Annotated in this window: 26 protein-coding genes; 25 read left to right on the top strand and 1 reads right to left on the bottom strand. The window is 60.0% G+C overall.

Annotated features, from left to right (window positions below):
- Positions 1-10: 10 nt before the first annotated feature.
- From ACFO3S_RS14955 to ACFO3S_RS14930, 6 genes are all read left to right on the top strand, one after another.
- Positions 11-1,063, top strand: a complete 1,053-nt coding sequence (locus tag ACFO3S_RS14955) for an ABC transporter ATP-binding protein (protein WP_378097558.1) — start codon at positions 11-13, stop codon at positions 1,061-1,063.
- Entirely contained in the window at positions 1,060-2,091 is a 1,032-nt protein-coding gene (locus tag ACFO3S_RS14950; protein WP_378097555.1) for an ABC transporter ATP-binding protein, read from the top strand. The genes ACFO3S_RS14955 and ACFO3S_RS14950 overlap by 4 nt, the downstream gene beginning before the upstream one ends.
- Positions 2,069-2,632 carry an HAD family hydrolase gene (locus tag ACFO3S_RS14945; protein ID WP_378097552.1) on the top strand — a complete coding sequence of 188 codons (564 nt, stop codon included), beginning with the start codon at positions 2,069-2,071 and terminating at the stop codon, positions 2,630-2,632. The genes ACFO3S_RS14950 and ACFO3S_RS14945 overlap by 23 nt, the downstream gene beginning before the upstream one ends.
- Before the next feature lie 18 nt (positions 2,633-2,650).
- Positions 2,651-3,676 carry a LacI family DNA-binding transcriptional regulator gene (locus ACFO3S_RS14940; RefSeq protein WP_378097549.1) on the top strand — a complete coding sequence of 342 codons (1,026 nt, stop codon included), beginning with the start codon at positions 2,651-2,653 and terminating at the stop codon, positions 3,674-3,676.
- A gap of 38 nt (positions 3,677-3,714) precedes the next feature.
- On the top strand, positions 3,715-4,218 hold the full coding sequence (locus ACFO3S_RS14935; protein ID WP_378097546.1) for an MgtC/SapB family protein: 504 nt from the start codon (positions 3,715-3,717) through the stop codon (positions 4,216-4,218).
- A gap of 114 nt (positions 4,219-4,332) precedes the next feature.
- Entirely contained in the window at positions 4,333-5,751 is a 1,419-nt protein-coding gene (locus ACFO3S_RS14930; protein ID WP_378097543.1) for a SulP family inorganic anion transporter, read from the top strand.
- Positions 5,752-5,846: 95 nt separating this feature from the next.
- Here ACFO3S_RS14930 and ACFO3S_RS14925 read toward each other — a convergent pair whose 3' ends face one another.
- Entirely contained in the window at positions 5,847-6,680 is an 834-nt protein-coding gene (locus tag ACFO3S_RS14925; protein WP_378097540.1) for an AraC family transcriptional regulator, read from the bottom strand.
- A 117-nt stretch (positions 6,681-6,797) separates the two neighbouring features.
- On the opposite strand from ACFO3S_RS14925, the gene ACFO3S_RS14920 reads away from it, so the two are divergent.
- The 19 genes from ACFO3S_RS14920 to ACFO3S_RS14830 all read left to right on the top strand — a co-directional run bounded on the left by ACFO3S_RS14920 (position 6,798) and on the right by ACFO3S_RS14830 (position 24,332).
- A complete protein-coding gene (locus ACFO3S_RS14920; protein WP_378097537.1) occupies positions 6,798-8,120 on the top strand; it encodes an alpha-L-fucosidase in 1,323 nt (440 codons plus the stop codon).
- Between the two features lie 90 nt (positions 8,121-8,210).
- Positions 8,211-9,011 carry a lipase family protein gene (locus ACFO3S_RS14915; RefSeq protein ID WP_378097534.1) on the top strand — a complete coding sequence of 267 codons (801 nt, stop codon included), beginning with the start codon at positions 8,211-8,213 and terminating at the stop codon, positions 9,009-9,011.
- Between the two features lie 262 nt (positions 9,012-9,273).
- Positions 9,274-10,155, top strand: a complete 882-nt coding sequence (locus tag ACFO3S_RS14910; protein ID WP_378097531.1) for a LysR family transcriptional regulator — start codon at positions 9,274-9,276, stop codon at positions 10,153-10,155.
- A 12-nt stretch (positions 10,156-10,167) separates the two neighbouring features.
- Positions 10,168-10,719, top strand: coding sequence for an NADPH-dependent FMN reductase (ssuE, locus tag ACFO3S_RS14905; protein ID WP_378097528.1), 552 nt, complete (start codon positions 10,168-10,170; stop codon positions 10,717-10,719).
- 351 nt (positions 10,720-11,070) lie between these two features.
- Positions 11,071-11,952, top strand: coding sequence for a transporter substrate-binding domain-containing protein (locus ACFO3S_RS14900; RefSeq protein ID WP_378097525.1), 882 nt, complete (start codon positions 11,071-11,073; stop codon positions 11,950-11,952).
- A gap of 29 nt (positions 11,953-11,981) precedes the next feature.
- Positions 11,982-12,764: an amino acid ABC transporter permease gene (locus ACFO3S_RS14895; protein ID WP_378097521.1), complete on the top strand. Its 783-nt coding sequence runs from the start codon at positions 11,982-11,984 to the stop codon at positions 12,762-12,764.
- Entirely contained in the window at positions 12,761-13,471 is a 711-nt protein-coding gene (locus tag ACFO3S_RS14890) for an amino acid ABC transporter permease (RefSeq protein WP_378097518.1), read from the top strand. Before ACFO3S_RS14895 ends, ACFO3S_RS14890 begins: the two co-directional genes overlap by 4 nt.
- On the top strand, positions 13,468-14,220 hold the full coding sequence (locus ACFO3S_RS14885) for an amino acid ABC transporter ATP-binding protein (protein WP_378097515.1): 753 nt from the start codon (positions 13,468-13,470) through the stop codon (positions 14,218-14,220). Before ACFO3S_RS14890 ends, ACFO3S_RS14885 begins: the two co-directional genes overlap by 4 nt.
- 23 nt (positions 14,221-14,243) lie before the next feature.
- A complete protein-coding gene (locus ACFO3S_RS14880; protein ID WP_378097512.1) occupies positions 14,244-15,254 on the top strand; it encodes an LLM class flavin-dependent oxidoreductase in 1,011 nt (336 codons plus the stop codon).
- A gap of 43 nt (positions 15,255-15,297) precedes the next feature.
- A complete protein-coding gene (locus ACFO3S_RS14875; protein WP_378097509.1) occupies positions 15,298-16,452 on the top strand; it encodes an amidohydrolase in 1,155 nt (384 codons plus the stop codon).
- An 11-nt stretch (positions 16,453-16,463) separates the two neighbouring features.
- A complete protein-coding gene (locus tag ACFO3S_RS14870) occupies positions 16,464-17,084 on the top strand; it encodes an FAD-dependent oxidoreductase (protein ID WP_378097506.1) in 621 nt (206 codons plus the stop codon).
- Positions 17,085-17,113: 29 nt separating this feature from the next.
- Entirely contained in the window at positions 17,114-17,608 is a 495-nt protein-coding gene (locus tag ACFO3S_RS14865) for a DinB family protein (RefSeq protein WP_378097503.1), read from the top strand.
- A gap of 45 nt (positions 17,609-17,653) precedes the next feature.
- On the top strand, positions 17,654-18,187 hold the full coding sequence (locus ACFO3S_RS14860; RefSeq protein WP_378097500.1) for a GNAT family N-acetyltransferase: 534 nt from the start codon (positions 17,654-17,656) through the stop codon (positions 18,185-18,187).
- Between the two features lie 28 nt (positions 18,188-18,215).
- Positions 18,216-19,544 (top strand): LLM class flavin-dependent oxidoreductase, encoded by a 1,329-nt coding sequence (locus ACFO3S_RS14855; RefSeq protein ID WP_378097497.1) that lies wholly within the window; start codon positions 18,216-18,218, stop codon positions 19,542-19,544.
- A gap of 168 nt (positions 19,545-19,712) precedes the next feature.
- Entirely contained in the window at positions 19,713-19,841 is a 129-nt protein-coding gene (locus tag ACFO3S_RS14850; protein ID WP_378097494.1) for a hypothetical protein, read from the top strand.
- Positions 19,842-20,024: 183 nt separating this feature from the next.
- Complete coding sequence (locus tag ACFO3S_RS14845; protein WP_378097491.1) at positions 20,025-21,416, top strand: ABC transporter substrate-binding protein; 1,392 nt, start codon at positions 20,025-20,027, stop codon at positions 21,414-21,416.
- A 93-nt stretch (positions 21,417-21,509) separates the two neighbouring features.
- Positions 21,510-22,460 (top strand): carbohydrate ABC transporter permease, encoded by a 951-nt coding sequence (locus ACFO3S_RS14840; RefSeq protein WP_378097488.1) that lies wholly within the window; start codon positions 21,510-21,512, stop codon positions 22,458-22,460.
- Positions 22,457-23,335 carry a carbohydrate ABC transporter permease gene (locus ACFO3S_RS14835; RefSeq protein WP_378097485.1) on the top strand — a complete coding sequence of 293 codons (879 nt, stop codon included), beginning with the start codon at positions 22,457-22,459 and terminating at the stop codon, positions 23,333-23,335. The genes ACFO3S_RS14840 and ACFO3S_RS14835 overlap by 4 nt, the downstream gene beginning before the upstream one ends.
- 76 nt (positions 23,336-23,411) lie before the next feature.
- A complete protein-coding gene (locus ACFO3S_RS14830; RefSeq protein ID WP_378097482.1) occupies positions 23,412-24,332 on the top strand; it encodes a class II fructose-bisphosphate aldolase in 921 nt (306 codons plus the stop codon).
- Positions 24,333-24,358 lie beyond the last annotated feature (26 nt).

Below are 24,358 nucleotides of genomic sequence, written 5' to 3'. Positions count from 1 at the left end.
AGGGGATAGCATGACGACTCATACGGCGCAAGCCGCGCAGACCGCCCCAGGCGAGCAGCCTCTGCTGTCCGTGCGGGATCTGAAGATTCGCATTCGGATGGAGAACGGCATCATGCATGCGGTGGACGGCGTGGATTTCGAGATTAAGCGGGGCCGGACGCTCGGGCTCGTCGGAGAGTCCGGCTGCGGCAAGAGCTTGACGAGCCGGGCGATTATCGGCATCAATCCGAAGGAATGCGAGACGACGGGCAGCATCGTGTACGACGACGAAGCCGATTCGCGCCTCGATCTGCTGTCGCTAGACCCGAAGGGCAAGCGGATTCGTTCCATTCGCGGCCGCAAGATCGCGATGATCTTCCAGGAGCCGATGACCGCGTTCTCGCCGATGTATACGATCGGCAATCAGATTATGGAAGCGATACTGACCCACCGTACGAAAAACAAGAAGGATGCAAAAAAAATCGCGCTGGAGATGCTGGGCAAGGTCGGCATATCCGATCAGGAGAAGCGCTTCGACCAATATCCGCACGAGTTCTCGGGGGGAATGCGCCAGCGGGCGATGATCTCGATGGCGCTCTCGTGCAACCCGGAGCTGCTGATCGCCGACGAACCGACGACGGCGCTCGACGTGACGATCCAGGCGCAGGTGCTGGAGCTGATGCAGTCTCTTCAACGTGAGTTCGGCATGGCGATTCTGCTCGTCACGCACGATCTGGGCATTATCGCGGAGATGTGCGACGAGGTGGCGGTCATGTACTTGGGCAAGATCGTCGAGCAGGCGCCGGTGAAGGAGCTTTTCCGCAATCCCAAGCATCCGTACACGAAAGGGCTGCTGAAGTCGATGCCGCGGCTGGGCGGGGAGAAGGGCGCCCGGCTCGAATCGATCGAAGGCTCCGTGCCGGCGCCGATCGACATGCCGCCGATGTGCGGCTTCTACGACCGCTGCAAGGACCGGATCGAAGGGGTATGCAACGCGAAGGCGGTACCGACCACCTCGATATCCGACGAACATACGGTCAGGTGCTTCCTGTACGCCGACCGCGAAGAAGGGGAATCGTCATGACCAGATCCATTCTCGACGTCGTTCGTCTGAGCAAGAGCTTCGAAGTGAAATCCAAGAAATCGCTGTGGTCCAGACCCAACCGGGTTCAAGTGCTGCACGACGTATCGTTCCGGCTGTTCGAGGGGGAGACGCTGAGCATCGTCGGGGAGTCCGGCTGCGGCAAAACGACGCTCGGCCGATGCCTCGTCAGAGGGATGCCGGCTTCCTCCGGCGAAGTCAACTATTACGCGTCCGAGGGAGATACCGTCGATTTTCTCAAGCTGAAGGGCGCCGACCTGAGAAAATACCGCAGAGACATCCAGATGATTTTTCAGGACCCGTACTCTTCCCTGAGCCCGCGGATGAGCGTATACGATATTATCGCCGAGCCGCTCGTTGCCAACTTCAAATTGAAAAAAAACGAAATCGATGATAAAGTAACGGCAATCGCAAGTCAGACCGGACTAGACGCAAGCTATCTGCAGCGTTATCCGCACGCTTTCTCCGGAGGGCAGAGACAGCGGATCGCAATCGCCCGGGCGCTCATTACGCAGCCTAGGCTGATCGTATGCGACGAGGCGGTATCCGCCCTCGACGTCTCGATCCAGGCGCAGATCGTCAATCTGCTCAAGGATCTGCAGGAGCAATATCGAATTACGTATATTTTCATCTCGCACGATCTGTCCATCGTTCAGAACATCTCGGATCGGGTAGCGGTCATGCACCTGGGCAAAATCGTAGAGCTGGCCTCGTCCGAGTCGATGTTCGCCCGGCCGAGGCATCCCTATACGGAGGCGCTCATGTCGGCCGTGCCTCAGCCCGACCCCGACCTGAAGAAGGATCGAATCATTCTGGAAGGGGAAGTGCCGAATCCGGCCAATCCGCCCAGCGGCTGCCACTTTCATCCGAGGTGCGCGTATCGAACGGAGAGATGCGCCCGCGAGGCGCCGGAGCTTCGCGAGGTCGGGGAGCGGCACTTCGCCGCCTGCCACTACGCCGAACAACTCAACTTGAGAGGGGTACGACATGAACAAGCCAAGTCCGTCTGAGGCCAAGCCGAAACGTTTAATTATTTTCATGGACTGCGGAGATACGATTATAGACGAAGGAACCGAGATCCGGGACGAGGAAGGGACGGTCGTTCGCGGCGACGTCATTCCGGGGGCCGACGTGGCGGTCAAGACGCTGGCGGAACGGGGCTACAGATTGGCGATCGTCGCCGACGGAACGGCCCAGTCGTTCAAAAATCTGCTGACCGGCAACGGTCTGTACGATTGCTTCGAGACGTTGATCTACTCGGAGACGATCAAAGCTTCCAAGCCGAGCCCGCGCATGTTCAAGGCGGCGATCGGGGCGATGGATTTGACCGACGAGGATCGCTCGCGAATCATTATGGTCGGCAACAATCTGAGCCGAGACATTCGCGGCGCGAATCAACTGGGCATTACGAGCGTATTTCTAAGCTGGACCCCCCGGTATCCGAAGATGCCGGCCGACGAGTGGGAAGTGCCGCAATATACGATCGGCAGTCCGCTGGAGCTTGTCGATCTGGCGGAGTCGCTGAACGAACGGATTGCCGATGCGGGTTGAGAGGATGTAAGGGAAACGATGGCCAAGATTGACGACGTCGCCCGCAAGGCGGGCGTTTCCAAAGGTACGGTCTCGAACGTCTTCAGTCAGAAGAGACCGACGAGCAAGAAAGTGACGGAGCGGGTATTAAAAGCTTCCCGGGAATTGAATTACGTGCCGAATCATATCGCGCGCAGCCTCGTCACGAAAAAGACGATGGCGATCGGGCTGACGGTGCCTCACGGCAATTTCTTCTTCAGCTCGTTCCACACCCAGTTCATCAACGGCGTCATTCTGGAAGCCTCCACCTTCGGATACCGGGTGCTGCTGGACATGATCTCGACGAAGGAAGTCCAGACGCCGACGCTGGCCAGCTATCCGATCGACGGTGCGATCGTGCTCGGTCCGACGGAGGAGGACGAGCGAATCGAGATGCTTCATCGGCACCAGATCCCCTTCGTCACGGTGGGCAAGATCATGAACGCCGACGTTGAGGACGGGCTGACGGTCAACAACGACAACGAGCGAATCCTTCGCGATATCGTCGAATACTTGACGAGTCTGGGGCATCGCGATATTTTATTCTTAAATGCCGGGAAGCGGATGACAGTCGCCGCCGAGCGGAAGCAGGCTTTCGAGGAGGCGCTTCGGGAGCGCGGGATCGAGCCGCTGCCGGCGATGGTTCATTATAAGCCGCCGCTTCATTCGGACGCGTACATCAAATACGGTTACGATGAAGTCGCGCATGCGCTGGGCACGTTAAAGCAGAAGGTGACGGCGGTGATCGCGGACGACGACCGAACCGCTCTCAGCGCCATGAATGCGATCAAGGATGCGGGCCTGCGCGTGCCGGAGGACATCTCGATGTTCGTCATATGCGGCGATCAGTCGATGATGCACCAGACGACGCCGTCTCTGACGGGGATGGATCTTCAGCCCTCCGAGCTGGGGGTCCGGGCCGTCCGGCTGCTTATGCATCAGCTGGGCGTTCTCGAGGGAGAGTATTCGCGCAATTGGATCGTAGACAGCTCGATCATCGTTCGCCACTCCTGCTTGCCGGTCTGAAGCTGACGGTTCCCGCATAGAGAAAGGGATGGGGACGATTGGAACAAATCGGAGATTACGTATCCGCGTTCTTCGCGGAATACGAGCTGTACTTCCGCATTCTGTTCAGCGCCGTTTTAGGTTTGCTGATCGGCTTTGACAGAACGCACAAGAACAAGCCGGCCGGGGTCAAGACGTTCACGTTCGTGACGGCGGCCTGCTCGTTGATTACGATCGTGTCGATCGAAAGCGTGGAGGTGTACAGTCATCTGCACGACCGGACGATGATGGACCCGATGCGCCTGACTGCCCAGATCGTGACGGGGCTCGGCTTCCTCGGAGCGGGCCTCATTATGAAATCCGGCTTTGAGGTGAAAGGATTGACGTCCGCGTCGATGATTCTGTTCGCCGGCGGAGTGGGCATCGGCATCGGAGCCGGCTTCTACGGCATCGTGCTGTTCACGATCGCCGTGATGTTCGTGCTCGTCCGGATCGGCGGCTGGATCGAGAAGTGGGAGCACGACAAGTCGCTGGCCAAATCGAAAGACGACCATCCGGAATAGGGGCTGTCAGGCCCCTTTTTTTATTTTTCTCTCTGGACGACCGGGACAATGCGGTGTATCATCGACAAGGTGCGTTGTAGAGCAGCAAGAGAAGGAGCTGGAGAAGAAACCGACATGCTACACCGATTAAAGACAACGTGGTTTTCCAACATAAGAGCGGACGTACTGGCCGGTATCACGACAGTGCTGGCGCTCATTCCGGATTCTCTGGCGTTCGCGTTCATCGCCGGCGTCAACCCGATGATCAGCATCTATTCGACGATCTGCATTCTCGTGCTGATCTCGATTTTCGGCGGTCGTCCGGCGATGGTGTCGTCCACCGCCGGCTCCATGGCCGTGCTGATGACGGCTCTCGTGGCCCAGCACGGGGTGGAGTATCTGTTCGCCGCCACCATTCTGACCGGCATTCTTCAGTTCGCGATGGGCGCGCTGAAGATGGGAAGATGGATGAGCTTCGTTCCTCATTCCGTCATTACCGGATTCATCAATTCGCTGGCGATTTTGATTTTTCTGTCCCAGCTTCGCTACTTCGACGGGCAATCCTGGCAGATGTACGCGATGGTCGGGGCGACGCTGGCGATCATCTACCTGTTTCCCAGGCTGACGAAGGCGATCCCGTCTCCGCTGGTCGCCGTAGGCGTTATGACGCTGGCGGTGTTCGCCGGTCAGATGGGGCTGGATACGGTGGGAGACGTGGCGACGATCGAGCCGGCGATCCCGATGTTCCATCTTCCGGGCATCCCCTTGACTTGGGAGACGCTGTGGATTTTGCTGCCGACCGCATTCTCGCTGGCGGTCGTCGGGTACTCGGAGACGCTGCTGACCCAGACGATCGTCGACGAGATGACCGAGGAGAAAACGAGCAAGGACAAGGAGCTGAAGGGCCAAGGCATCGCCAATACGGTGACCGGCTTCTTCGGAGGCATGGCCGGCTGCGCGCTGATCGCCGAATCCGCGATCAACGTCAAGGTCGGCGGACGGGGCCGGCTGTCCACGCTCGTCGCGGCGCTGGCGCTGCTGCTTCTCGTGTTCGTGCTGGAGGACGTGCTGAACGCGATTCCGATGGCTGCCCTCGTCGGGGTTATGATGATGGTCTGCATCGAAATTTTCGACTGGAGCTACTTGCGCAGCATCAGGAGCAAGCCGGCCGCCCATACGTTCATTATGCTCGTCACCGTAGCGATCGTTGTCGTAACCCACGATCTGGCGATCGGCGTCATCGTCGGCGTCCTGCTGAGCGCGCTCCTCTATGCGTATCGTTCGGCGACCCGACTCGACATCCGCGACGAATGGAACGGAGAGGAGCGCGTCTACCGCGTCAGCGGCCAGCTGTTCTTCGTGTCCAGCGACAAGCTGATGGACCGGATCGACTTCAACGACGAAGCCCCGAACGTCTGTCTGGATCTGACCGCCAGCCAAGTGTGGGATCACACGGCCAGGAAGACGCTGGATAAGATCGTCGTTCGTCTGGAGGGCAAGGGCAAGAAGGTGCGGGTGCTGCAGCAGGCGGCCGATTCCCGGGCGTCGGCATAGGCCGAGGCCTTCAGGCCGTCGGCTCCGGGCGGCGTCGAACGCCGACGGCAGCTGCAGTCGTCTCGTCGGCGGCCCCGGTCTCCGGTCTCCGGTCGCTAGAAGCGCCGCAGCCGGTATTCCGTCGGACTGCAGCTGTTCTCCCGGCGGAACGCCTTGGCGAAATGGTTCGTGTCGGGGTACCCGACCTGTTCGGCTATTTCTTTAATGGAAAGCGAGGTGGAGCGAAGCAGCTCCCTCGCTTTTTGCATTCTTCTGCGATTTAAATATTTCAGCGGCGAAACCGCGAACTGCTTGTTGAAATAGCGAACGAGATAATTCGGATGCAGATGAACGTGCTTCGCGAGCTGCTCCAGCGTCACGGGCTCGGCCAGATGCTCGTCGATATACTTCTCGATCTGGTCGAGGCGCCGGACGTCCGCGGCCCGTCCGGGAAGCATCCGGATGGCCGTATCGGCCTCCGTCAGGAACAGCGCGACGAGCTCCAGCATGACGGCCTTCTCCCGAATGCGCGAGAGGAACCCGGCGTCCGTATGCAGGGCGGCCAGCTCGGCGAACAAAACCTTCCACCGTTCATGCTGCCGAACGTTCATGCAATGAGGAACGTCGAACCATTGGAACAAATCCGATTCGCCGATCGTCGCCGTGAAATGGCACCAATATTTCAGATAGGCGTTGTCGTTGACTACGGAATAGGACTGCTTGACGTTCGCGGGCATGAAGACGACCTGTCCGGGCTTCGGATCGTACTCGGCGTCGCCGATTTTCACCCAGCCTTCCCCTTCGCATATATAATAAAGCTTGTTGTAATCGGGAACGTAGTCGAGCTCCCGCCAATGGGGCGTGCAGCGCGTCAAGTAAGCGTCGATCGGTTGAACCTTCAGATTGCGGAGCAGGTCGGACAAGAACGCGGAACGGTCGCGAAACGGCACTTGCAGTCACCTCGATTAGTTAATCCTATCCCCATAAAGGCTAATTGCCAACCTTGTTGATTATAGCAAATCGCTGGTAATCTGGGGATATCCGAACCTATAGGAGGCGTTGGCAAAATGGCGAATTACGGGGAGCAGATTCGAGAAAGAACGAGATGGTTTCTGAACGACCGCTTCGGCATGTTCATCCATTGGGGGCTGTACGCGATTCCGGCCCGGGGCGAATGGGTCAGAAGCTATGAGAAAATCAGCAACGAGGATTATCAAAAGTATTTCGACGAATTTAATCCCGTCAACTACGATCCGAAGGCGTGGGCGAAAGCGGCCAAGGCGGCCGGCATGAAGTACGCCGTGCTGACGGCCAAGCACCATGACGGCTTCTGTCTGTTCGACAGCAAGCTTACCGATTACAAGTCGACGAAGACGAAGGCGGGACGGGATCTCGTGCGCGAGTTTCTCGAAGCCTTCCGCGCGGAGGGACTAAAGGTCGGACTTTACTTCTCGCTGATCGACTGGCACCACCCCGACTATCCGGCTTACGGAGACCGCATCCACCCGATGAGGGACAACGAGGCGTATAAGCGGGACCCGGCGACCTTCGACCGATATCTGGACTACATGCACGGTCAGGTGCGCGAGCTGCTGACCGATTACGGCAAGCTGGACGTTATGTGGTTCGATTTTTCGTACGACGAGATGACCGGGGAGAAATGGCGCGCGACCGAGCTCATGCAGATGATTCGTTCGCTGCAGCCCCACATCGTCGTCGACAACCGGCTGGAGGCGAGCGGCGAGGAGGGCGGCTCGATCTACGCGAGCGAGCCGAACTTCTTCTCCGGGGATTTCGCGTCGCCGGAGCAGATCATCCCGCCGAGCGGCATTCTGAACGAGAACGGGGAATCGATTCCTTGGGAGGCTTGCATTACGCTGAACAATAACTGGGGCTATTCGTCCGCGGATAAAGCCTATAAGTCGGCGAAGACGGTCATCCGCAAGCTGGTCGAATGCGTCAGCAAAAACGGCAACCTGCTGCTGAACGTCGGTCCGAACGCGAGAGGCGAGATTCCCGAGGAATCGCTGCACATTTTGGAGGAGATCGGGCACTGGATGGACCGCAACGGAGACAGCATCTACGGATGCGGACAAGCGGATCTGCCGAAGCCGGAATGGGGCCGGTACACGAGAAAAGGAAACAAGCTCTACGCGCACCTGTTCGAGGAGAGCATCGGACCGGTCAATCTGCCGGGACTCGCCGGGAAGATCAAGCGGGCGCGGCTGCTGGCCGACGGCGCCGAGCTGTACGTCTCCCGCCCTTGGAACGCTGCCCTGTATCCGGACGACGCGTATTTCAACTTCGGCAAGCCGGAGCATTTCACCTATCCGCTTCCGGACGAGCGTGACACCGTCGTGGAAATTGTTCTCGAGGACGATGACCGCTAGCGGGAATCGCCTTCCGGGATCGCATGGATAAGCACCAATAGGCGCCCTCGTTAATAGGCTATCGCAAGAGGCTTAGACGGGGGCGCTGCTATGGGCGGTTTCGACAATCGGACGGCTATATTCCTGGCGGCGGCTTGCAGCCAGAGCTATGCGCAGTTTAACGACCCGAACGGCGAGTTCGCGATTCCCCGCCCGTTCGAGCCGGTCGGCGAGATTCGCGCCAAGTCGCTGCTCGGAATTCGCGAGAGATTCGGATTCGTGCTTCAATCCGATACGCATGCGATCGTAGCTTTTCGCGGCACGAGCACAACGTCGGACTGGGTGTCCGACGCTCTGGCGAGCCAGATCAAGCCTAAATTCGTCAAAAATGCCGGGAGAGCTCATCGCGGCTTCACGGAGCTTTACAGCTCCGCCAGAAGCGACGTTCTCGCGTGTCTGGAACGGGTTTCTTCGGACAAGACGCTGTGCGTCACGGGCCACAGTCTCGGAGGCGCGCTGGCGACGCTGTGCGCGCTCGACGTGTCGGCCGGGACGAAGTTCCGGCAGCCTGTCGTGTACACCTACGGAGCGCCCCGCGTCGGGGATCCGGCTTTCGTCAAAGCCTACGAGAGCCGGGTCGAGCGCAGCTTCAGAGTTCATAACGCCTTCGATCCCGTCACCTATCTGCCGCCTCTGACGCTGACACTTCCCAAGAGCGGCAGAACGTACGATTACAAGCATGCCCGCCGCTCCGAACGGCTTGTTTTTCACCACGGCTCGGTGCCCGGCAACCACGCCATAAGCGGCTACTACTCGGAGCTGGCGCGCAGAGACCCGATGTTCGCCGAGCGGTTAAGCGCCGCGAATCCCGGCTTCTGCCCGAGCATGCCGGAAGCTCTGCAGGCCGAATAGCCGGCCGACCGGCTTTCGCCGCCGATTCGCCCCGCGAATGGCGGTTTTTTTTGCGTGATTTCAGAAAGGATCCAATTCGCTATCCTGATCTGAATCCCCTCCGACAATAACGCGATTCTGCGTCTAGAGGACGCCGAAGGCGTTTTGGCTTGCGTGATTCAGAAAATAGATCAGACCTTTGTTCTTTACATTCCGATAATTCCGATTTATTATATTGGATATAAGTGGGGCGGCCGGTGACGGAACGATTGGAGGGATGACGATGAATATCGAGAACGTCGAAGCGTTCGTCTACGTCATTCATTGCGGCAGTTTCAATAAAGCGGCGGAAGCGTTATACTTATCCCAACCGTCGGTGACGGCTCGCATCCAGTCTCTGGAGCGCGATCTCGACTGCAGGCTGTTCGACCGCCAAGGCAAGAGCGTGCGGATGACGGAGGAGGGCAAGCGCTTCCTGCCCTACGCGCAGCAGCTTCTGCTGACCTATCAGAAGGGCAAGCTGCACGTCAATCGCAAGAGACAGCTGCCCGAGGAGATCAGGATCGGCTGCACGGTCACCGTGTCCAACTATGTCGTTCCGGAGCTGCTTCCGCGGCTCGAGCGTCTATTTCCGAATACCCGCTACAAATTCGTAACGGGCGTGACCGACGAGATCGTGAACAAGGTGCTGAACAAGGAAATCGATATCGGATTCGTTCGCGGGGTGAACCACCCCAGCCTGCATTCCGTGAAATTTTACGAGGACCCGATTTCCTTGTACGTCTACGAGGGCCATCCGTTCATCGGGCTTGACCGGATCTCGGCGGAGCAGCTCGCCGAGCAGCCGATCGTCTTCTTCGAGTGCGGAGCGCTCGATTGGCTGCGGGTGCATCGCATCTTCGAGAACCTCGACCGCCCGCCGAACATTCGAATCCAGACGGATAATTCGGAGATGGCCAAACAGCTCGTGCTCGGCAAGACGGGCATCTCGTTTCTGCCCGGTCTGAGCGTAAGGCGGGAGGTTGCGGCCGGCAGACTGTTCCCGATCCGGGTGCCCGGCACGGAGGGCGTCGCCCTGCAGACGAACATCATCTCCAGTCCGGGAGAGCACGGACCGTTCCTGAGCGAGATGATCGCCATCGGCAAGCAATTAAACGTTCAATAGGAGGAATCGCTCATGAGTCGAATCGTCATTATTTCCGGCAGCCCGACGCCGGGGTCTCGTTTGAACGGACTCATTCAACGGGTAGAGAGCAACTGGAAGGAGAAGGGCATCGACGTCGGCCACATTCGCGTAGCCGATCTCCCCGCGGAAGCGCTGCTTCACGCGAATTTCAAGGACGAGACGATTCTGGCCGCGCTCGCCCAGGTGGAAGCCGCCGACGCCGTCGTCATCGCCAGCCCCGTCTACAAGGCGTCGTACACGGGCATTCTGAAGGCGTTCCTCGACCTTCTGCCGCAGACGGGGCTGAAGGGGAAGATTACGCTTCCGCTCTTCATCGGGGGCACCCTTGCGCATCTGCTCAGCCTCGACTACGCGCTGAAGCCGCTGCTGTCGGTGCTGGGCTGCCGCAATATCGTAGGCGGCGTGTTCGCCATCGACCAGTGGGTGCAGCGTCTTGAGGGCGGCGGCTTCGAGCTGGCCGAGGAGCTGGCCGAACGTCTCGACCGCGCCTCGGACGAGCTGGCGGACGAGCTCGTCTGGCTCGACGCCCGTTCCAAAGCCTAGATCGGTTTTGCCCAGAGGGGCTGTCCCGGATACTGCCGGGGCAGCCTCTTTTCCGTCTCCGGTCGCGGAGAAGCGTTTTAACTGCATGCCTGTACGGATCGCCTAACTTCCCCTTTTTCATTCCGCGCTTTCGCGCCGTACAAGCCTTCCGAACCTGATCTGCCGCCTTCCGCAGCTCCGATCGGAATGTCGTATCGGAGATTTGAATGGAACGATAGAAGATCTCTATTACCGCATCCATTGACGGCCCATCGGGCTAGGTGATATCGTTATTCCCAACACTAATTCTCACTTATCCAGTAGGAATTATAAGCTTAAGATGATTTGAAACCGAAAAGCGGAGGGATTATCGTGACCAGAAAAACAAGCCCGACTATTCTCGTACTAGCTCTATCGTTTGCGTTGTCCGCCTGCGGCGCCAATAGCGGCCCGGCGGCTGCCCCGTCCTCGCCGGAAGCCCCGGCCCCGAATTCGGCCGCCGCCCCGGGCGATCAGACAGGCGCAGAAACATCGCCCGAGAAAGCGACCAAGATCATCGTCGGCACCGGCACGCAGTTTCCGAAAGTATGCTTCATCGACGAGAACGGCAAGCTGACCGGCTTCGACGTCGAGCTCGTGCGCGAGATTGACAACCGTCTGCCGCAATACGAGTTCGAATTCCAGACACAGGAGTTCAAGAGCCTGCTGCTCAGCCTCGAAACGAAAAAAATCGACTTCGTTGCCCACGAGATGGAGAAGAATCCTGAGCGCGAAGAGAAGTATCTGTTCAACCAAGAGCCGTATGCGCATTGGAGAAACAAAATCGTCGTCGCCAAGGATAACGACTCCGTGCAGTCGCTCGACGACCTGAAAGGCAAGAAGGTGCTGGTGGGCGCGACGAGCGCTCAGGCGCAAATTATCGAGAATTACAACAAAGAGAACGGCAACGCCATCAAAGTGGTATACAGCAACGGGGGCGCCAACGACACGGTCGACCAGATCGTTACCGGACGGGTGGACGCCACGCTGGCCGCCGACTTCGCGCTGTCGCTCATCGATCCCGAAGGCAAGCTCAAAGCGACCGGACCGGCGCTCTCCGAAGCGGACATCCTGTTCATGTTCCGCAAAAACGACGAGGAAGCGCAGAAGCTGTCCGACGCCATCGACGGCGCAATCAGGGAGCTGAAGGCGGACGGCACGCTGGGCAAGCTGAGCACGGAATGGCTGGGCGGGGATTTTACCGCGGAGGAGTAGGTCCGCACGCAGAGAGGTGAAACCGCAACATGGGCGCCAAATTCGACATCCGGTACGTGTTCGAATATTTCGTGAAGCTGCTGCCTTACATTCAAATCTCGTTGTTTATCGTAGCCTCGTCGATCGTGCTGGGCCTCCTGTTCGGTCTGCTCGCCGCGCTGCCCCGGCTGTATCGCGTTCCCGTGCTGCAGAGGCTGTCCCAGGTTTACGCGTCCTTTTTCCGGGGCACTCCGATTCTGATTCAGCTGTTCCTGTTCTACTACGGACTTCCTGAAGCGCTGAAGCTGATCCATATCGACGTGACGAGGGTTCCCGTGCTCGCGTTCGTCATTCTCGTCTACGGCCTGCACAGCGGCGCTTTCGTCTCCGAAGGCATTCGGGCGGCGGTGACCGCGGTGGACCGGGGGCAGGTCGAGGCCGCGTACGCGGTCGGGATGAACGGGTTCAAGGCGTTCACGCGGATCGTGTTTCCCCAGGCGATGGCGATCGCGGCGCCGATTCTCGCCAATCTCGTCATCGCCACGCTGAAGGACACGTCGCTGGCGTTCACGCTCGGGGTCATGGAGCTGACGGGGAAGGCGCAGACGCTGCCGACGATGTCCCGGCATTTTATCGAATCGTATATTGCGCTGGCTGCGATCTACTTTATCGTTAGCATCGCGCTGGAGAGGCTGTTCCTGCTCGTCGAGCGCCGCATGACGAAGCACGAGCATGAAACCGGCAGCGCGGAGAACGTTCCCCTCGGGAAAAAATGGCTGAAGAAGCGCACGAGCGCCGCCATCGCGCTGAGCAAAGGAGGCACCCGGGCATGAAGCTGGACTTCTCGTTCATCTGGACGGCGTTCGTCGGCTTGCTGCCCGCCGTTCCGACGACGCTTAAAATTACGTTCGTCTCGGTGCTATGCGGGTTGGCGATCGGAACATTCGTCGCCCTGTGTCGCATGTACCGAGTGCCGGCGCTGCACCGGATCGCCGCCGTCTACGTGACGGTCATCCGCGGCACGCCGATGCTGACGCACCTGCTGCTGCTGTACGCCGCGATTCCTCTCGTTGTGGACGGACTGGCGGAGAGGTTCGATTGGCCGCTGAGGTCCGCGCAAATTCCGATGATCGGTTTCGCTTACCTGTCCTTCTCGATGACCGCCGGAGCTTATTTGTCGGAAGTCGTTCGCTCCGGTCTGCTGGCGGTGAACAAAGGCCAGATGGAAGCCGCCCACGCGGTCGGAATGACGACTGTGCAGGCGCTGCGCCGCATCGTGTTTCCTCAGGCGTTCGCTGCCGCGCTGCCGAACCTTGCCAACAGCACAATCGGCATGCTGCACGGCTCCACCCTCGCCTTCACCGTGTCCGTCGTCGACATTAACGCACAGGCGGAGATCGTGGCGACGACGAACTGGAAATTTTTCGAAGCGTACTTGGCGGCCGCTCTCTTGTTCTGGGGGATGACCGTTCTGATCGAAAGGCTGTCGGCGCTGCTCGAACGAAGAGTTACCCGTTACAATCGCGGAGGTGTCGCATGATTAGGCTGAAGGGCATTCGCAAGTCGTTCGGCAAAAACGAGGTGCTTAAAGGCATCGATCTCACCGTGGACAAAGGCGAGGTCGTAGCGATCCTCGGCCCGAGCGGCTCGGGCAAGACGACGCTGCTTCGCTGCATCAATTACTTGGAGAAGCCGAGCGACGGGGAAATCTCGATCGACGAATTCGCCGTCAACTGCCGGAAGCCGGCCAAGAAGGACATTCACGCGCTCAGGCGCAAAACGGCGATGGTGTTCCAGCAGTACAACCTGTTCCGGCACAAAACGGCGCTGGAGAACGTGATGGAAGGGCTCGTCGTCGTCAAAAGGCTGCCGAAGGCGGAGGCGCGTCAAAGAAGCGTCGAGCTGCTGGAGAAGGTCGGACTCGGCGACAAGCTGGACGTGTATCCGAGCCGGCTGTCCGGCGGACAGCAGCAGCGCGTCGGCATCGCCCGGGCGCTCGCGCTCAACCCCGAAGTCATTTTGTTCGACGAACCGACTTCGGCTCTCGATCCGGAATGGGTCGGAGAAGTGCTTGCCGTCATCCGCAAAATCGCCCGGGAAGGCATCACGATGATTATCGTCACCCACGAGATGAGCTTCGCCCAAGAGGTGGCGAACCATATCGTGTTCATGGAAGGAGGGGCCGTCGTCGAAGAAGGGCCGCCGAGGACGATTTTCCAGTCGCCGAAGGAAGAGCGGACGCGGCAGTTTCTGGCACGGTTCACTTCGGACAGCGCGTATTCGATCTAAAGAAAGAGATTGGAGAGATAGAGATGACGCTTAAACTCGGTATTCTGGATCAGAGCATCGTGTTCCCCGGGCAGACGCCTTCCGAAGCGCTCGGCAATACGATCCGCTTGGCGCAAATCGCGGAAGAGCTCGGCTACGAGCGCTTCTGGGTGTCCGAGCACCACGACTCCCCTCAGATGGCGGGCGCTTCTCCGGAGGTGCTGATCTCTCATTTGCTGGCCCTCACGGATAAGATCCGCGTCGGTTCCGGGGGCGTGATGCTGCAGCATTACAGTCCTTACAAGGTGGCCGAAAACTTTAACGTACTCGCCTCGCTTGCCCCGGGAAGGGTCGACCTTGGCATCGGACGCGCGCCCGGCGGGCTGCCGCGTTCGACGAAGGCGCTGCAGAAGGGCGTCGCCGAGCCGGAGTCGCTGGAGGAGAAGCTGTCCGAGCTTGAACAATATTTGCACGGTCCGGTCGCCGAAGGCGAGCCGCTGGCCGGATTGCAGGCGAATCCTCTGCCTGCGCAGCCAGCGGACGTGTACTTGCTCGGAACGAGCGCAGCCAGCGCGAAGCTGGCTGCGGAGCGTGGCTATCCTTATGCGTTCGCGCTCTTCATCAACAACGACCCGGCCGCCGCTCGCGAGGCGTTCGACCTGTACCGCAGAAGCTTTAACCGGGCCAGGGGCGGGCAGCCCCGCACGCTGCTCGGCCTCTCCGTCATCGCGGCGGACACGGAAGAGGAGGCGGCGGAGCTCGCCGGCCATTTCAAGAGCGTCCGCGTGACGCTGGCCAGCGGCAAAACCGTCAACGTAGGCTCGCTGGAGCAGGCCGAGGAATTCGCGCGGCAGGCCGGCGAGACGTATACGGCGGAAGTTCGCGACGCCGACATTACGAAAGGCACGAAGGAGACGGTGCGCCGCAGGCTGCGGGAGCTTCAGCAGAGCTACGGAGTGGACGAATTGATCTTTACGACGATCATCCCCGATTTCGAGAAGCGGGTGCGATCGCTCCGTTTGCTGAAGGAGGCGTTCGAGGAGCAGCCCGCGTAAGAAAGAACGACTCGGTTTCGAGCGAACAGGGGAGCAAGAAGGGATGGATACGATGCGTACACTCGCGGCCGAGCCGCTATTCGAACAATTAGTCGCCATCCGGCGTCAGCTGCATGCCCGTCCGGAATTGTCCCATGAAGAATTCGAGACGACAGACGCGATCCGGGGCTGGCTGAGCGAAGCGGGCATCCGCATCGCGGACTATCCTCTTCGCACCGGCGTCGTCGCCGAAGTCGGACGGGGAGGCCCGATCGTCGCCATCAGAGCCGACATCGACGCGCTGCCCGTGCAGGAGGAGACCGGACTGCCGTTCGCCTCCCGCATTCCCGGCAAAATGCACGCCTGCGGACACGATTTCCATACGGCCGCCGTTCTGGGCGCCGCTCTGCTGCTGAAGCAGCGGGAAGCCGAGCTGAAGGGGACGGTCCGCTTCCTGTTCCAGCCGGCCGAGGAGAAGGCCAAGGGCGCAGCCCAGGTGATTGCGAGCGGCGCGCTGGAGGGCGTAGGCGCGATTTTCGGCCTGCACAACAAGCCGGACCTGCCGGTCGGCACGATCGGCATCAAAGCCGGGCCGCTCATGGCCGCCGCAGACGGCTTCATCGTCGAGGTGAAAGGGGTCGGGACGCACGCCGCCGTGCCGGAGGCGGGCATCGACCCGATCGTCGCCTCCGCGCATATCATTACCGCGCTGCAATCGATCGTCAGCCGCAACGTCGGCGCGCTGGACGGCGCCGTCGTCAGCGTGACGCGGCTCAGCAGCGGCACCGCCTGGAACGTCATCGCCGACCAGGCCGTATTCGACGGCACCCTGCGTACGTTCGACGAGAAGGTGCGGACGAAGGTGCGCGAGCGCTTCGAGCAGATCGTTACCGGCGTCGGCGCGGCGCTGGGCGCGGAGGCGACGGTTCGCTGGCTGGACGGTCCGCCGGCCGTCGTCAACGATCCGGTGTGGGCCGAGCAGTCGGCGCGGACGGCGGAGGCGCTCGGCTTGCAGGTCGTGGAGCCGACGCCTTCGCCTGCCGGAGAGGACTTCTCCTACTATTTGCGGCATGTACCGGGCAGCTTCTTTTTCCTCGGCGCTTCGGGGCCGCAGGAATGGCACCATCCGGCCTTCGACGTCGACGAGCGCGCGCTTCCGGTCGGGGCGTCTTTCTTCGCCTCTCTCGCCGTCGACGCCCTTGTCCGGTTGTCGGAGTAGGGGGGGCCGCCATGCGCCAACTTTACGACGTCATTATCGCCGGCGCAGGATCGATGGGGATGAGCGCGGGCTACGAGCTGGCTCGAAGGGGACTCAGGACGCTGCTCATCGACGCATTCGATCCGCCGCACGCGCACGGCAGCCATCACGGCGACACGCGGCTCATCCGGCACGTATACAGCGGAGGAACGGATTACGTGAAGCTTGCCCTGCGCGCCGACGAGCTGTGGCAGGAGCTGGAGGACGCCTCCGGGGAGAGGCTGCTGGAGAGAACGGGCGTGCTGAACCTGTTCGGTCCTTCCGCCTATGCCTACAGGGACCGATTCCAGTATTCGGCCGAACTGGGCGTTCCGTTCGAGGAGCTGAGCGCGGAGCAGGTGCGCGAACGCTGGCCGGCCGTGCGTCTGCCCGATGACTACCGGGCGATGTACGAGCCGGAAGCGGGGCTGCTGTACAGCGATAAGTGCGTGGCCGCCTTCCGGAAGCTGGCGCTGCAGGCCGGCGCGAAGCTGCTGACGAACGCCTTCGTAACGCGCATCGAGCTTCTGGCCAACCAGATCGAACTGGGCAGATGGGGGCAGAATATCGGTCGGTTTTCCGCGACGCGGTTCTCCCTGCCCGGCCGAGCCTGATTCATCATTCCTAAGGAGGCGTATTATCCATGAGTCAAACTCCGGTATCCATCGAAAATTATGTTCGGACTCACGATCTTTTGCAGGAGGCGATAGCCGGCTTGTCCGACGAGCAGCTCGTCTGGAAAGCGTCTGAGAAGTCGTGGAGCGTGACGGAGGTGCTGACGCATTTGGCGGATCATAACCTCGTCGTTTCCTTCCGCCTTCGCGAGGTGCTGGCCGGCTCGGAAGCTCGCCTGCCGGCGTTCGCCCAGGACGAATGGGTGTCCGGACAGCGGGCGAACGCGGCGAAGGCGGCGGACGCGCTGGACGTATTCCGGGCGCTGCTTCTCTACAACAGCTTGCTGTTCCGGCGGTTGTCTCCCGAAGATTGGAACAAATCCGGCGTGAGCTTCAAGGGGCAGACCGTGACGGTCGCGGCCATCGCGCAGGCGTTCATCGACCACGTCCATCACCATCTCGGACAGATCGAACGAATCAAGCAGGGGGAGAAAAGGGCACGAGAGTCGAGCGGCGCATTCTGAAGGGGCGACAAAGCACATTTTTAACGCAGAAAGCAGGTGGAGAAAATGGCGAGCAACCAATTGATCGTTCGACATGCGGAGGAGCGGGAGCGCGAAGCGGTCCTGAACGTGCTACTAGGGGCGTACGGCCAGTACGAAGAGTCGCTGTCGCCCGAAAAGTGGGCGCAATACAAGATTAGCATCGTGGAAGCCGTCGACGCTCCCACGACCAAAGCGAGGCTGGTGGCCGAGCTGGACGGCGAACTGGTCGGCAGCGTCTTTATCTACGAATCGTCGGACGCCGCCTACGGCATGCCGCAGCTCGAGATTCGCAACCCGGTCATTCGCCTGCTGGGCGTTCTGCCGAGCGCGCGAGGGAACGGAATCGCCACGGAGCTGATCCGCGGGAGCGTCCGGCTCATTAAGGAATGGGGAGCGGATACGCTGCATCTGCACACGTCGGACATGATGGATTCGGCGGTCAGGCTGTACGAGCGGCTCGGCTTCGAGCGGGCGTACGACAAGGAGTTCCACAACGGCTCCGTGCTGGTCAAAAGCTATCGTCTGAAGCTGTCGGATACGGCGCTTCTGAACGTATAAGATCATCCAATCGAGGGAGGAATCGGATATGGGGCAACGCAAGAAAATCAAATTCGGAGCGATTATTCACGGAGTGGGAGGCAACATCGCCGGGTGGAGGCATCCCGAGGTGCCGGCGGACGCCAGCGTCAGCTTTCCGTTTTACAAGCAGCAAGCGCAGGTTGCCGAAGCCGGCAAATTCGATCTCGTCTTTATCGCGGACGGTCTCTACATTACCGAGAAATCGATCCCGCACTTCCTGAACCGCTTCGAGCCGCTGACGCTGCTTTCCTCGCTGGCTTCGGTCACGAGCCGCATCGGTCTCGTCGGCACTTTGTCGACCTCGTACAGCGAGCCGTTCACGGTGGCGCGCCAGTTCGCCTCCCTCGATCATCTGAGCGGCGGCCGCGCAGGCTGGAATCTCGTCACTTCGCCGCTCGAAGGCTCCGCCCGCAACTTCGGCAAGCGGGAGCATCCGACGCATGACGAACGATATAAAATCGCCGAGGAGCATCTGGAGGTGACGAGGGGGCTGTGGGATTCCTGGGAGGACGACGCTTTCGTCCGCAACAAGGAATCCGGCGTCTTCTTCGATCCTTCGAAGCTGCACCGGCTGAATCACAAGGGAGCCTACTTCAGCGTGGAAGGGCCGCTGAACATCGCGCGCTCCAAGCAGGGGCAGCCGGTCGTGTTTCAGGCGGGCTCCTCGGAAAGCGGCAAAAACCTCGCGGCCAAAGGCGCCGACGCCGTCTTCACCGGGCACGAGACGCTGGAGGAGGCCCGGGCGTTCTACAAGGACGTGAAGACGCGGGCGATCGGTTACGGCCGCGAGGCGGACGACATCGTCATCCTGCCGGGCATCTCGCCGATCATCGGCCGGACGCAGGCGGAAGCCGACCGCAAATACGAGGAGATCGCGAGTCTCGTCAGCATCGAGAAGGCGCTCGACTATCTCGGCCGCTTCTTCGAGCATCACGACTTCTCGCAATACCCGCTCGACGAGCCGTTCCCGGACATCGGCGATCTGGGCAGCAACAGCTTCCGCAGCGGCACGGACAAAATCAAGAAGCAGGCCCGCGAGCAGGGACTCACGCTGCGCCAGGCGGCGCTGCGTTCGGCGACGCCGCGCGGACCGTTCGTCGGCACGCCCGAGCATGTCGCGAATCTGATTCAACAGTGGCACGAAGAGGAAGGAGCGGACGGCTTCATCATCCACTCCCAGCTCCCGAGCGGCTTGAACGACTTCGTCGAGCTCGTCGTCCCGCTGCTTCAGGAGCGCGGCATCTACCGCACCGAGTACGAGTCGGATACGCTGCGCGGCAACCTGGGCCTGAAGGTGCCGGTCAACCGCTACGCGGCGGCGAAGGCCGGCCGTTAATCGCACGGAGGCCAGCACCCTGAAAGCGAAGATGAGCGTCATGAGCGCTCCGAAGCGCACCCCTTAGAACAGACGTTGGAAAAACCCCTGGTTATTCCGATGAGCTCTAAGGGGCGCTTTTCGTTTGAAAAGGGGGCTTTTTCTCGCACCGGCGAGCGGCGGCTGCGCTTGAGCAAAAGCCTTTCGCCGATCCCGGCGGCCTCGGCATGCGGAGTCGCCGCGCTAGCGAAGAAGCTGTCGATGACGCGGCGGGAGGCCGCCGTCGCATGGACGGGACAAACGTCCGGGAGGGAATAGAAGGAAGCGGAGGTTGAAATCGCACTGAATTTGGATTTTTAAACAAAATAGGGTTGACATTATGTGGTCTTTAATGGAAAATGAAATCACAAAACCACATAATCCTACATGTAAGCGAATACAACCAGTAAAAAACAACGTGGTATTGTGGGTTTTCAACTCATTTCTGGGAGGTCTTTCGAAATGAAAAGGAAATCGGTCACCATCTGTTTATCGCTCGTTTTGACGCTGGGTTTGTTATTGGCCGCATGCAGCGGGGACGGGAACAAGGGCGGCACCGGCTCGCAGGCTCCGTCGAGCGGAAGCCCGAGCGAGAGCAGTTCGCCAGAGAGTCCGTCGGCCCCGGCCGGCAAGGTCGAGCTGGACTTCTGGACGTTCTGGGGCTCCGAGACGCGCCGTCCGATTATCGAGAAGATCATCAACGACTTTAACGAATCGCAGGACCGCATCGTCGTCAAGCATACTTACTTGCCTTGGGGCGACATATGGACGAAAAGCACGGCGGCGATCGCAGCCGGCAGTCCCCCGGACGTCATCGTGCAGGACATCAACAACGGACCGGCGCGCGCGGCGAACGGCCAGGTCACCAACATTACGGAATATGTGGAAAGAGACGACGTCAAAGACTGGTTCTACCCGGAATTGTGGAATACCGTTCTTTATAACGATGACGTGTATGCGCTTCCGTTCAATACGGACACGAGGTTTTTGTTCTACAACAAGGAAGCTTTCCGGGAAGCGGGGCTCGATCCCGAGAAGCCGCCGACGACGTGGGACGAACTGGAGGAGTACGCCATCCGCCTCGACAAGAAATCAGGCAATCGCTACGACCGGATCGGGTTCTACCCGCTGTGGGGCAACTTCGGCTACGACGCCTGGCTGCTGAACGCGGAGTCCGACGGCCTGAGCTACTTCAATTACGCCACGGGCGAGGTAACGATCGATACGCCGGCCAAGCGGGAAGCGATTCACTGGATCAACAAGTGGACGGAGCGTCTAGGGCAAAGCACGGTGGACGCGTTCAAGGCGGAGTTCGGCAGTCAGCAGGCCGATCCGTTCATCGCGGGCAAAGTCGCAATGATCGTCACGACGGGAACGTTCTATACACAGCTTCGCGATTACGCCCCGGACATGGATTTCGGTGTGGCGGCCGTACCGGAGAAGTCGCCCGGCAACGGGCACTGGACTTCCGGGGGCGGGTTCGTCGTCGAGATTCCGGCCGGCGTGAAGGATCCGGATGCCGCCTGGGAGTTCCTGAAGTGGCTCGGCGGCCCGCAGGCGCAGGAGCATTGGGCGGCGATGAACTTCGATAACGTGGCCAACATCGCGGCGGCCGAGTCGGCCATCCATCACGAAGCCTTAAGCGAGAAAGGAAAAGAAGTGTACCAGTTCGCGGTAGACAACATGAAGTGGACGAAAATTAATCCGATGCCGCTGGAAGCGCCGCAATATTGGGACCTGAAAAATCCGCAGATCGATGCCGCGCTTCTGGGCCAGAAGACGCCGGAGCAAGCTTTGGCGCAAGCCCAGAAGGACGTCGAGGATTTGGTCGCCAGGGAGAAGGCCAAGCAATAAGGCCGAGCGCGGTTCCGGGCGAACGAATAACGAGGGGGATCGGAGCGGCGAGACCGTGTGCTGCTCCTTTCCTCTGAATGGGAGAGGATAGCGATGACCGGGGAAGCGAACGATACCCGTCAAGCCGCTAAGCCGGGCCGCAGCAGGCTGAGGGTGAGGGAAGAGTTTCAAGGCTTCGTATTCATTTCGCCGTGGCTGCTCGGCTTTCTGGTTTTTACCGCGGGTCCGATGCTCTTTTCGCTCTATGCGAGCTTTACGAATTACAACATTACGACGCGATTCGATTTCATCGGCTTGCGCAATTACGTCGAGATGTTCAAATACGACAAATTGTTCTGGACTTCGTTGTACAACACCGTCTACTACGTCGTGTTCATGGTGCCGATTACGACGGTCGGGGCGGTTTTCCTCGGCATTTTGCTCAATCAGGGCGTGCCGGGGATGCGGGCGTACCGGACGATCTTCTACCTGCCGGCGGTCCTGTCCGGAGTCGGCGTCTACTTGCTATGGATGCAGCTGCTCAGCCCGTCGACCGGTCTGATCAATACGATGCTGGGCTGGGCAGGCATCCAAGGTCCCGCCTGGCTGTTCGATCCGAACTGGACGAAGCCTTCGCTGATTATGATGAAAATGTGGAGTCTGGGCGGAGGCATGCTGCTCTATCTGGCCACGCTGCAGAACGTTCCGCCTTCGCTATACGAATCCGCCGAGATCGACGGCGCTGGCGCTTACCGCCGCTTCCGGCATATTACGATTCCGCTGATCACGCCGGTCATTTTTTTCGATCTTGTCACGAGCACGATCGGCGCCTTCCAGATCTTCCAGGAAGCCTACATTATGTCCGGAGGGGAAGGGACGGCCGGTCCGATGAACTCGCTGCTTTTCTATAACTTCCATCTGTGGAACAAAGCGTTCCGCGTCTTCGACATGGGCTACGCCTCCTCGATGGCCTGGACGCTGCTCGTCATCGTCATGGCGATCACCCTGCTGAATTTGAAATTCGCCAAGCATTGGGTTCACTACGAAGGAGGGGACAACAGGTGAGCGCGAACCGGAATGCGGTTTTCCGCAATTATTACCAGAGCCGGCAGCTGCGCAAGCGGACGAACCAGGTGGTCGTCAGCCTCGTCCTGATGGCCGGAAGCTTGCTGTTTCTCTCCCCGCTGTGGTGGATGTTCGTCACCTCGGTCAAAACGATGCAGGAGGTCATGGCGTACCCGCCGACATGGTGGCCGTCGGAAGTCGTCTGGTCCAATTACGTGAAGGCGTGGAATTCGGCGCCTTTCACCCGATATACGCTCAATACGCTGTTCATTTCCGGCTTCGTCGTTCTCGGCAGCGTGCTGTCCAATTCGTTCGTCGCCTACGGCTTCGCCAAAATCCGTTTTCGCGGCCGGGACTTCTTGTTCACGGTCGTGCTCGGCACGATGATGCTTCCCGGATTCGTAACGCTGATTCCGCAATATATTCTGTTCGCCAAGCTGGGATGGCTGAATACGTATTTGCCGCTGATCATTCCTCCGTTCACGGCCGGCGCCTTCTTCATCTTTCTCAACCGTCAGTTTCTGCTGTCCATTCCCAACGAGCTGATCGAGGCGGCGAAAATCGACGGAGCCAGCCATTTCTATACATGGTCGAGACTGATGCTGCCCTTGACGAAGCCGATTCTGGCCACGACGGCGATCTTTACGTTCAACGGCTCTTGGAACGACCTGCTCGGTCCGCTGCTCTATCTGAACGACGAGAAGCTGTATACGCTGCAGATCGGTCTGTCGACGTTCAAGGGGCAGGTTCAGACGCAATGGCACTACTTGATGGCCGCTTCCTTGCTCGTCCTGCTTCCCGTCGTCGCGTTGTTTTTCGCTTTCCAGAAATATTTCATTAAAGGGATGGATCTGACCGGCGGGATGAAGGGGTAGCGGCCGCAATGCCGAGAAAGCCGCGAGCTCGCGGGCCGAAGCGGCGGAAAGCGTACAAATAAAGGAGAGGTAAACCATGACGACTGCCAAGAGACCCCCCAACGTGATCGCCCTGAAGCCGCTGCTGGAGATGGCGGAGCGGCGCCGGTACGCGAACGGCTCGTTTTCTCCGAGATATACGCCGATGATCGCGCCGGTGCTGCAGGCCGCCGAGGAGATGAAGTCGCCGCTGATCGTGCAGATCTCGGAGAAGGAGCTTCATCGATACGGCATTACGCCCGAGCAGTTCGGCGAGGAATTCTATGCGCAGATGGACGAGCTGCGGATCACCGTACCGGTCACCCTTCACCTGGATCATACGAAATCTCTGTCTACGATCGCGGCGGCGATCGAAGCCGGCTTTACTTCCGTCATGATCGACGCTTCCGAGAAGCGGCTGCAGGACAATATCGCCGCGACGAAAGAGATCGTGACGTACGCGCACGCCAGAGGGGTGTCCGTGGAAGCCGAGCTCGGCATGATCGGAACGACGGATTTCGTGGAAACCGATACCGACGAGGAGCTGTACACCGATCCGGGAGAAGCGGAAATTTTCGTGAAGGCCACGAAGGTGGACGCGCTTGCCGTCTCCTGCGGCACCGCTCACGGCGTCTACATGGTGAGGCAGCCCAAGATCGATTATGAACGGCTGCGGGCGATCCGCGCCTTGACGCCCGTGCACCTCGTTCTTCACGGAGGCTCCGGCGTGCCCGCGGAGATGATCAGACAGGCGATCGCGCTGCCGGGCGGCGGCGTGAGCAAGGTCAATATCGCGACGGATTTGGAAATCGCCCTGCTGCAGGCGTTGGGACGGGAGGAGAGAATGACGAACGCCGAGTGCCTTGCGCTGCCGCCCGATCGGCTCGCGGCCGGAAGGGCTGCGGTGAAGCGGGTCGTCGGGGACAAAATCGAGCATTTCCTCGGCAGCAAGGGCTTGGCGCTGCCTCTGCCCCAATAGCGGCGAACGGTGCGAACAAAAGACGA

Origin of the sequence: Cohnella hongkongensis, from assembly GCF_042654645.1 — a bacterium.
Taxonomy (GTDB): Bacteria; Bacillota; Bacilli; order Paenibacillales; family Paenibacillaceae; genus Cohnella; species Cohnella hongkongensis.
The sequence above is the reverse complement of the archived record's forward strand: the minus strand, read 5'-3'. Positions and strand labels throughout refer to the sequence as shown.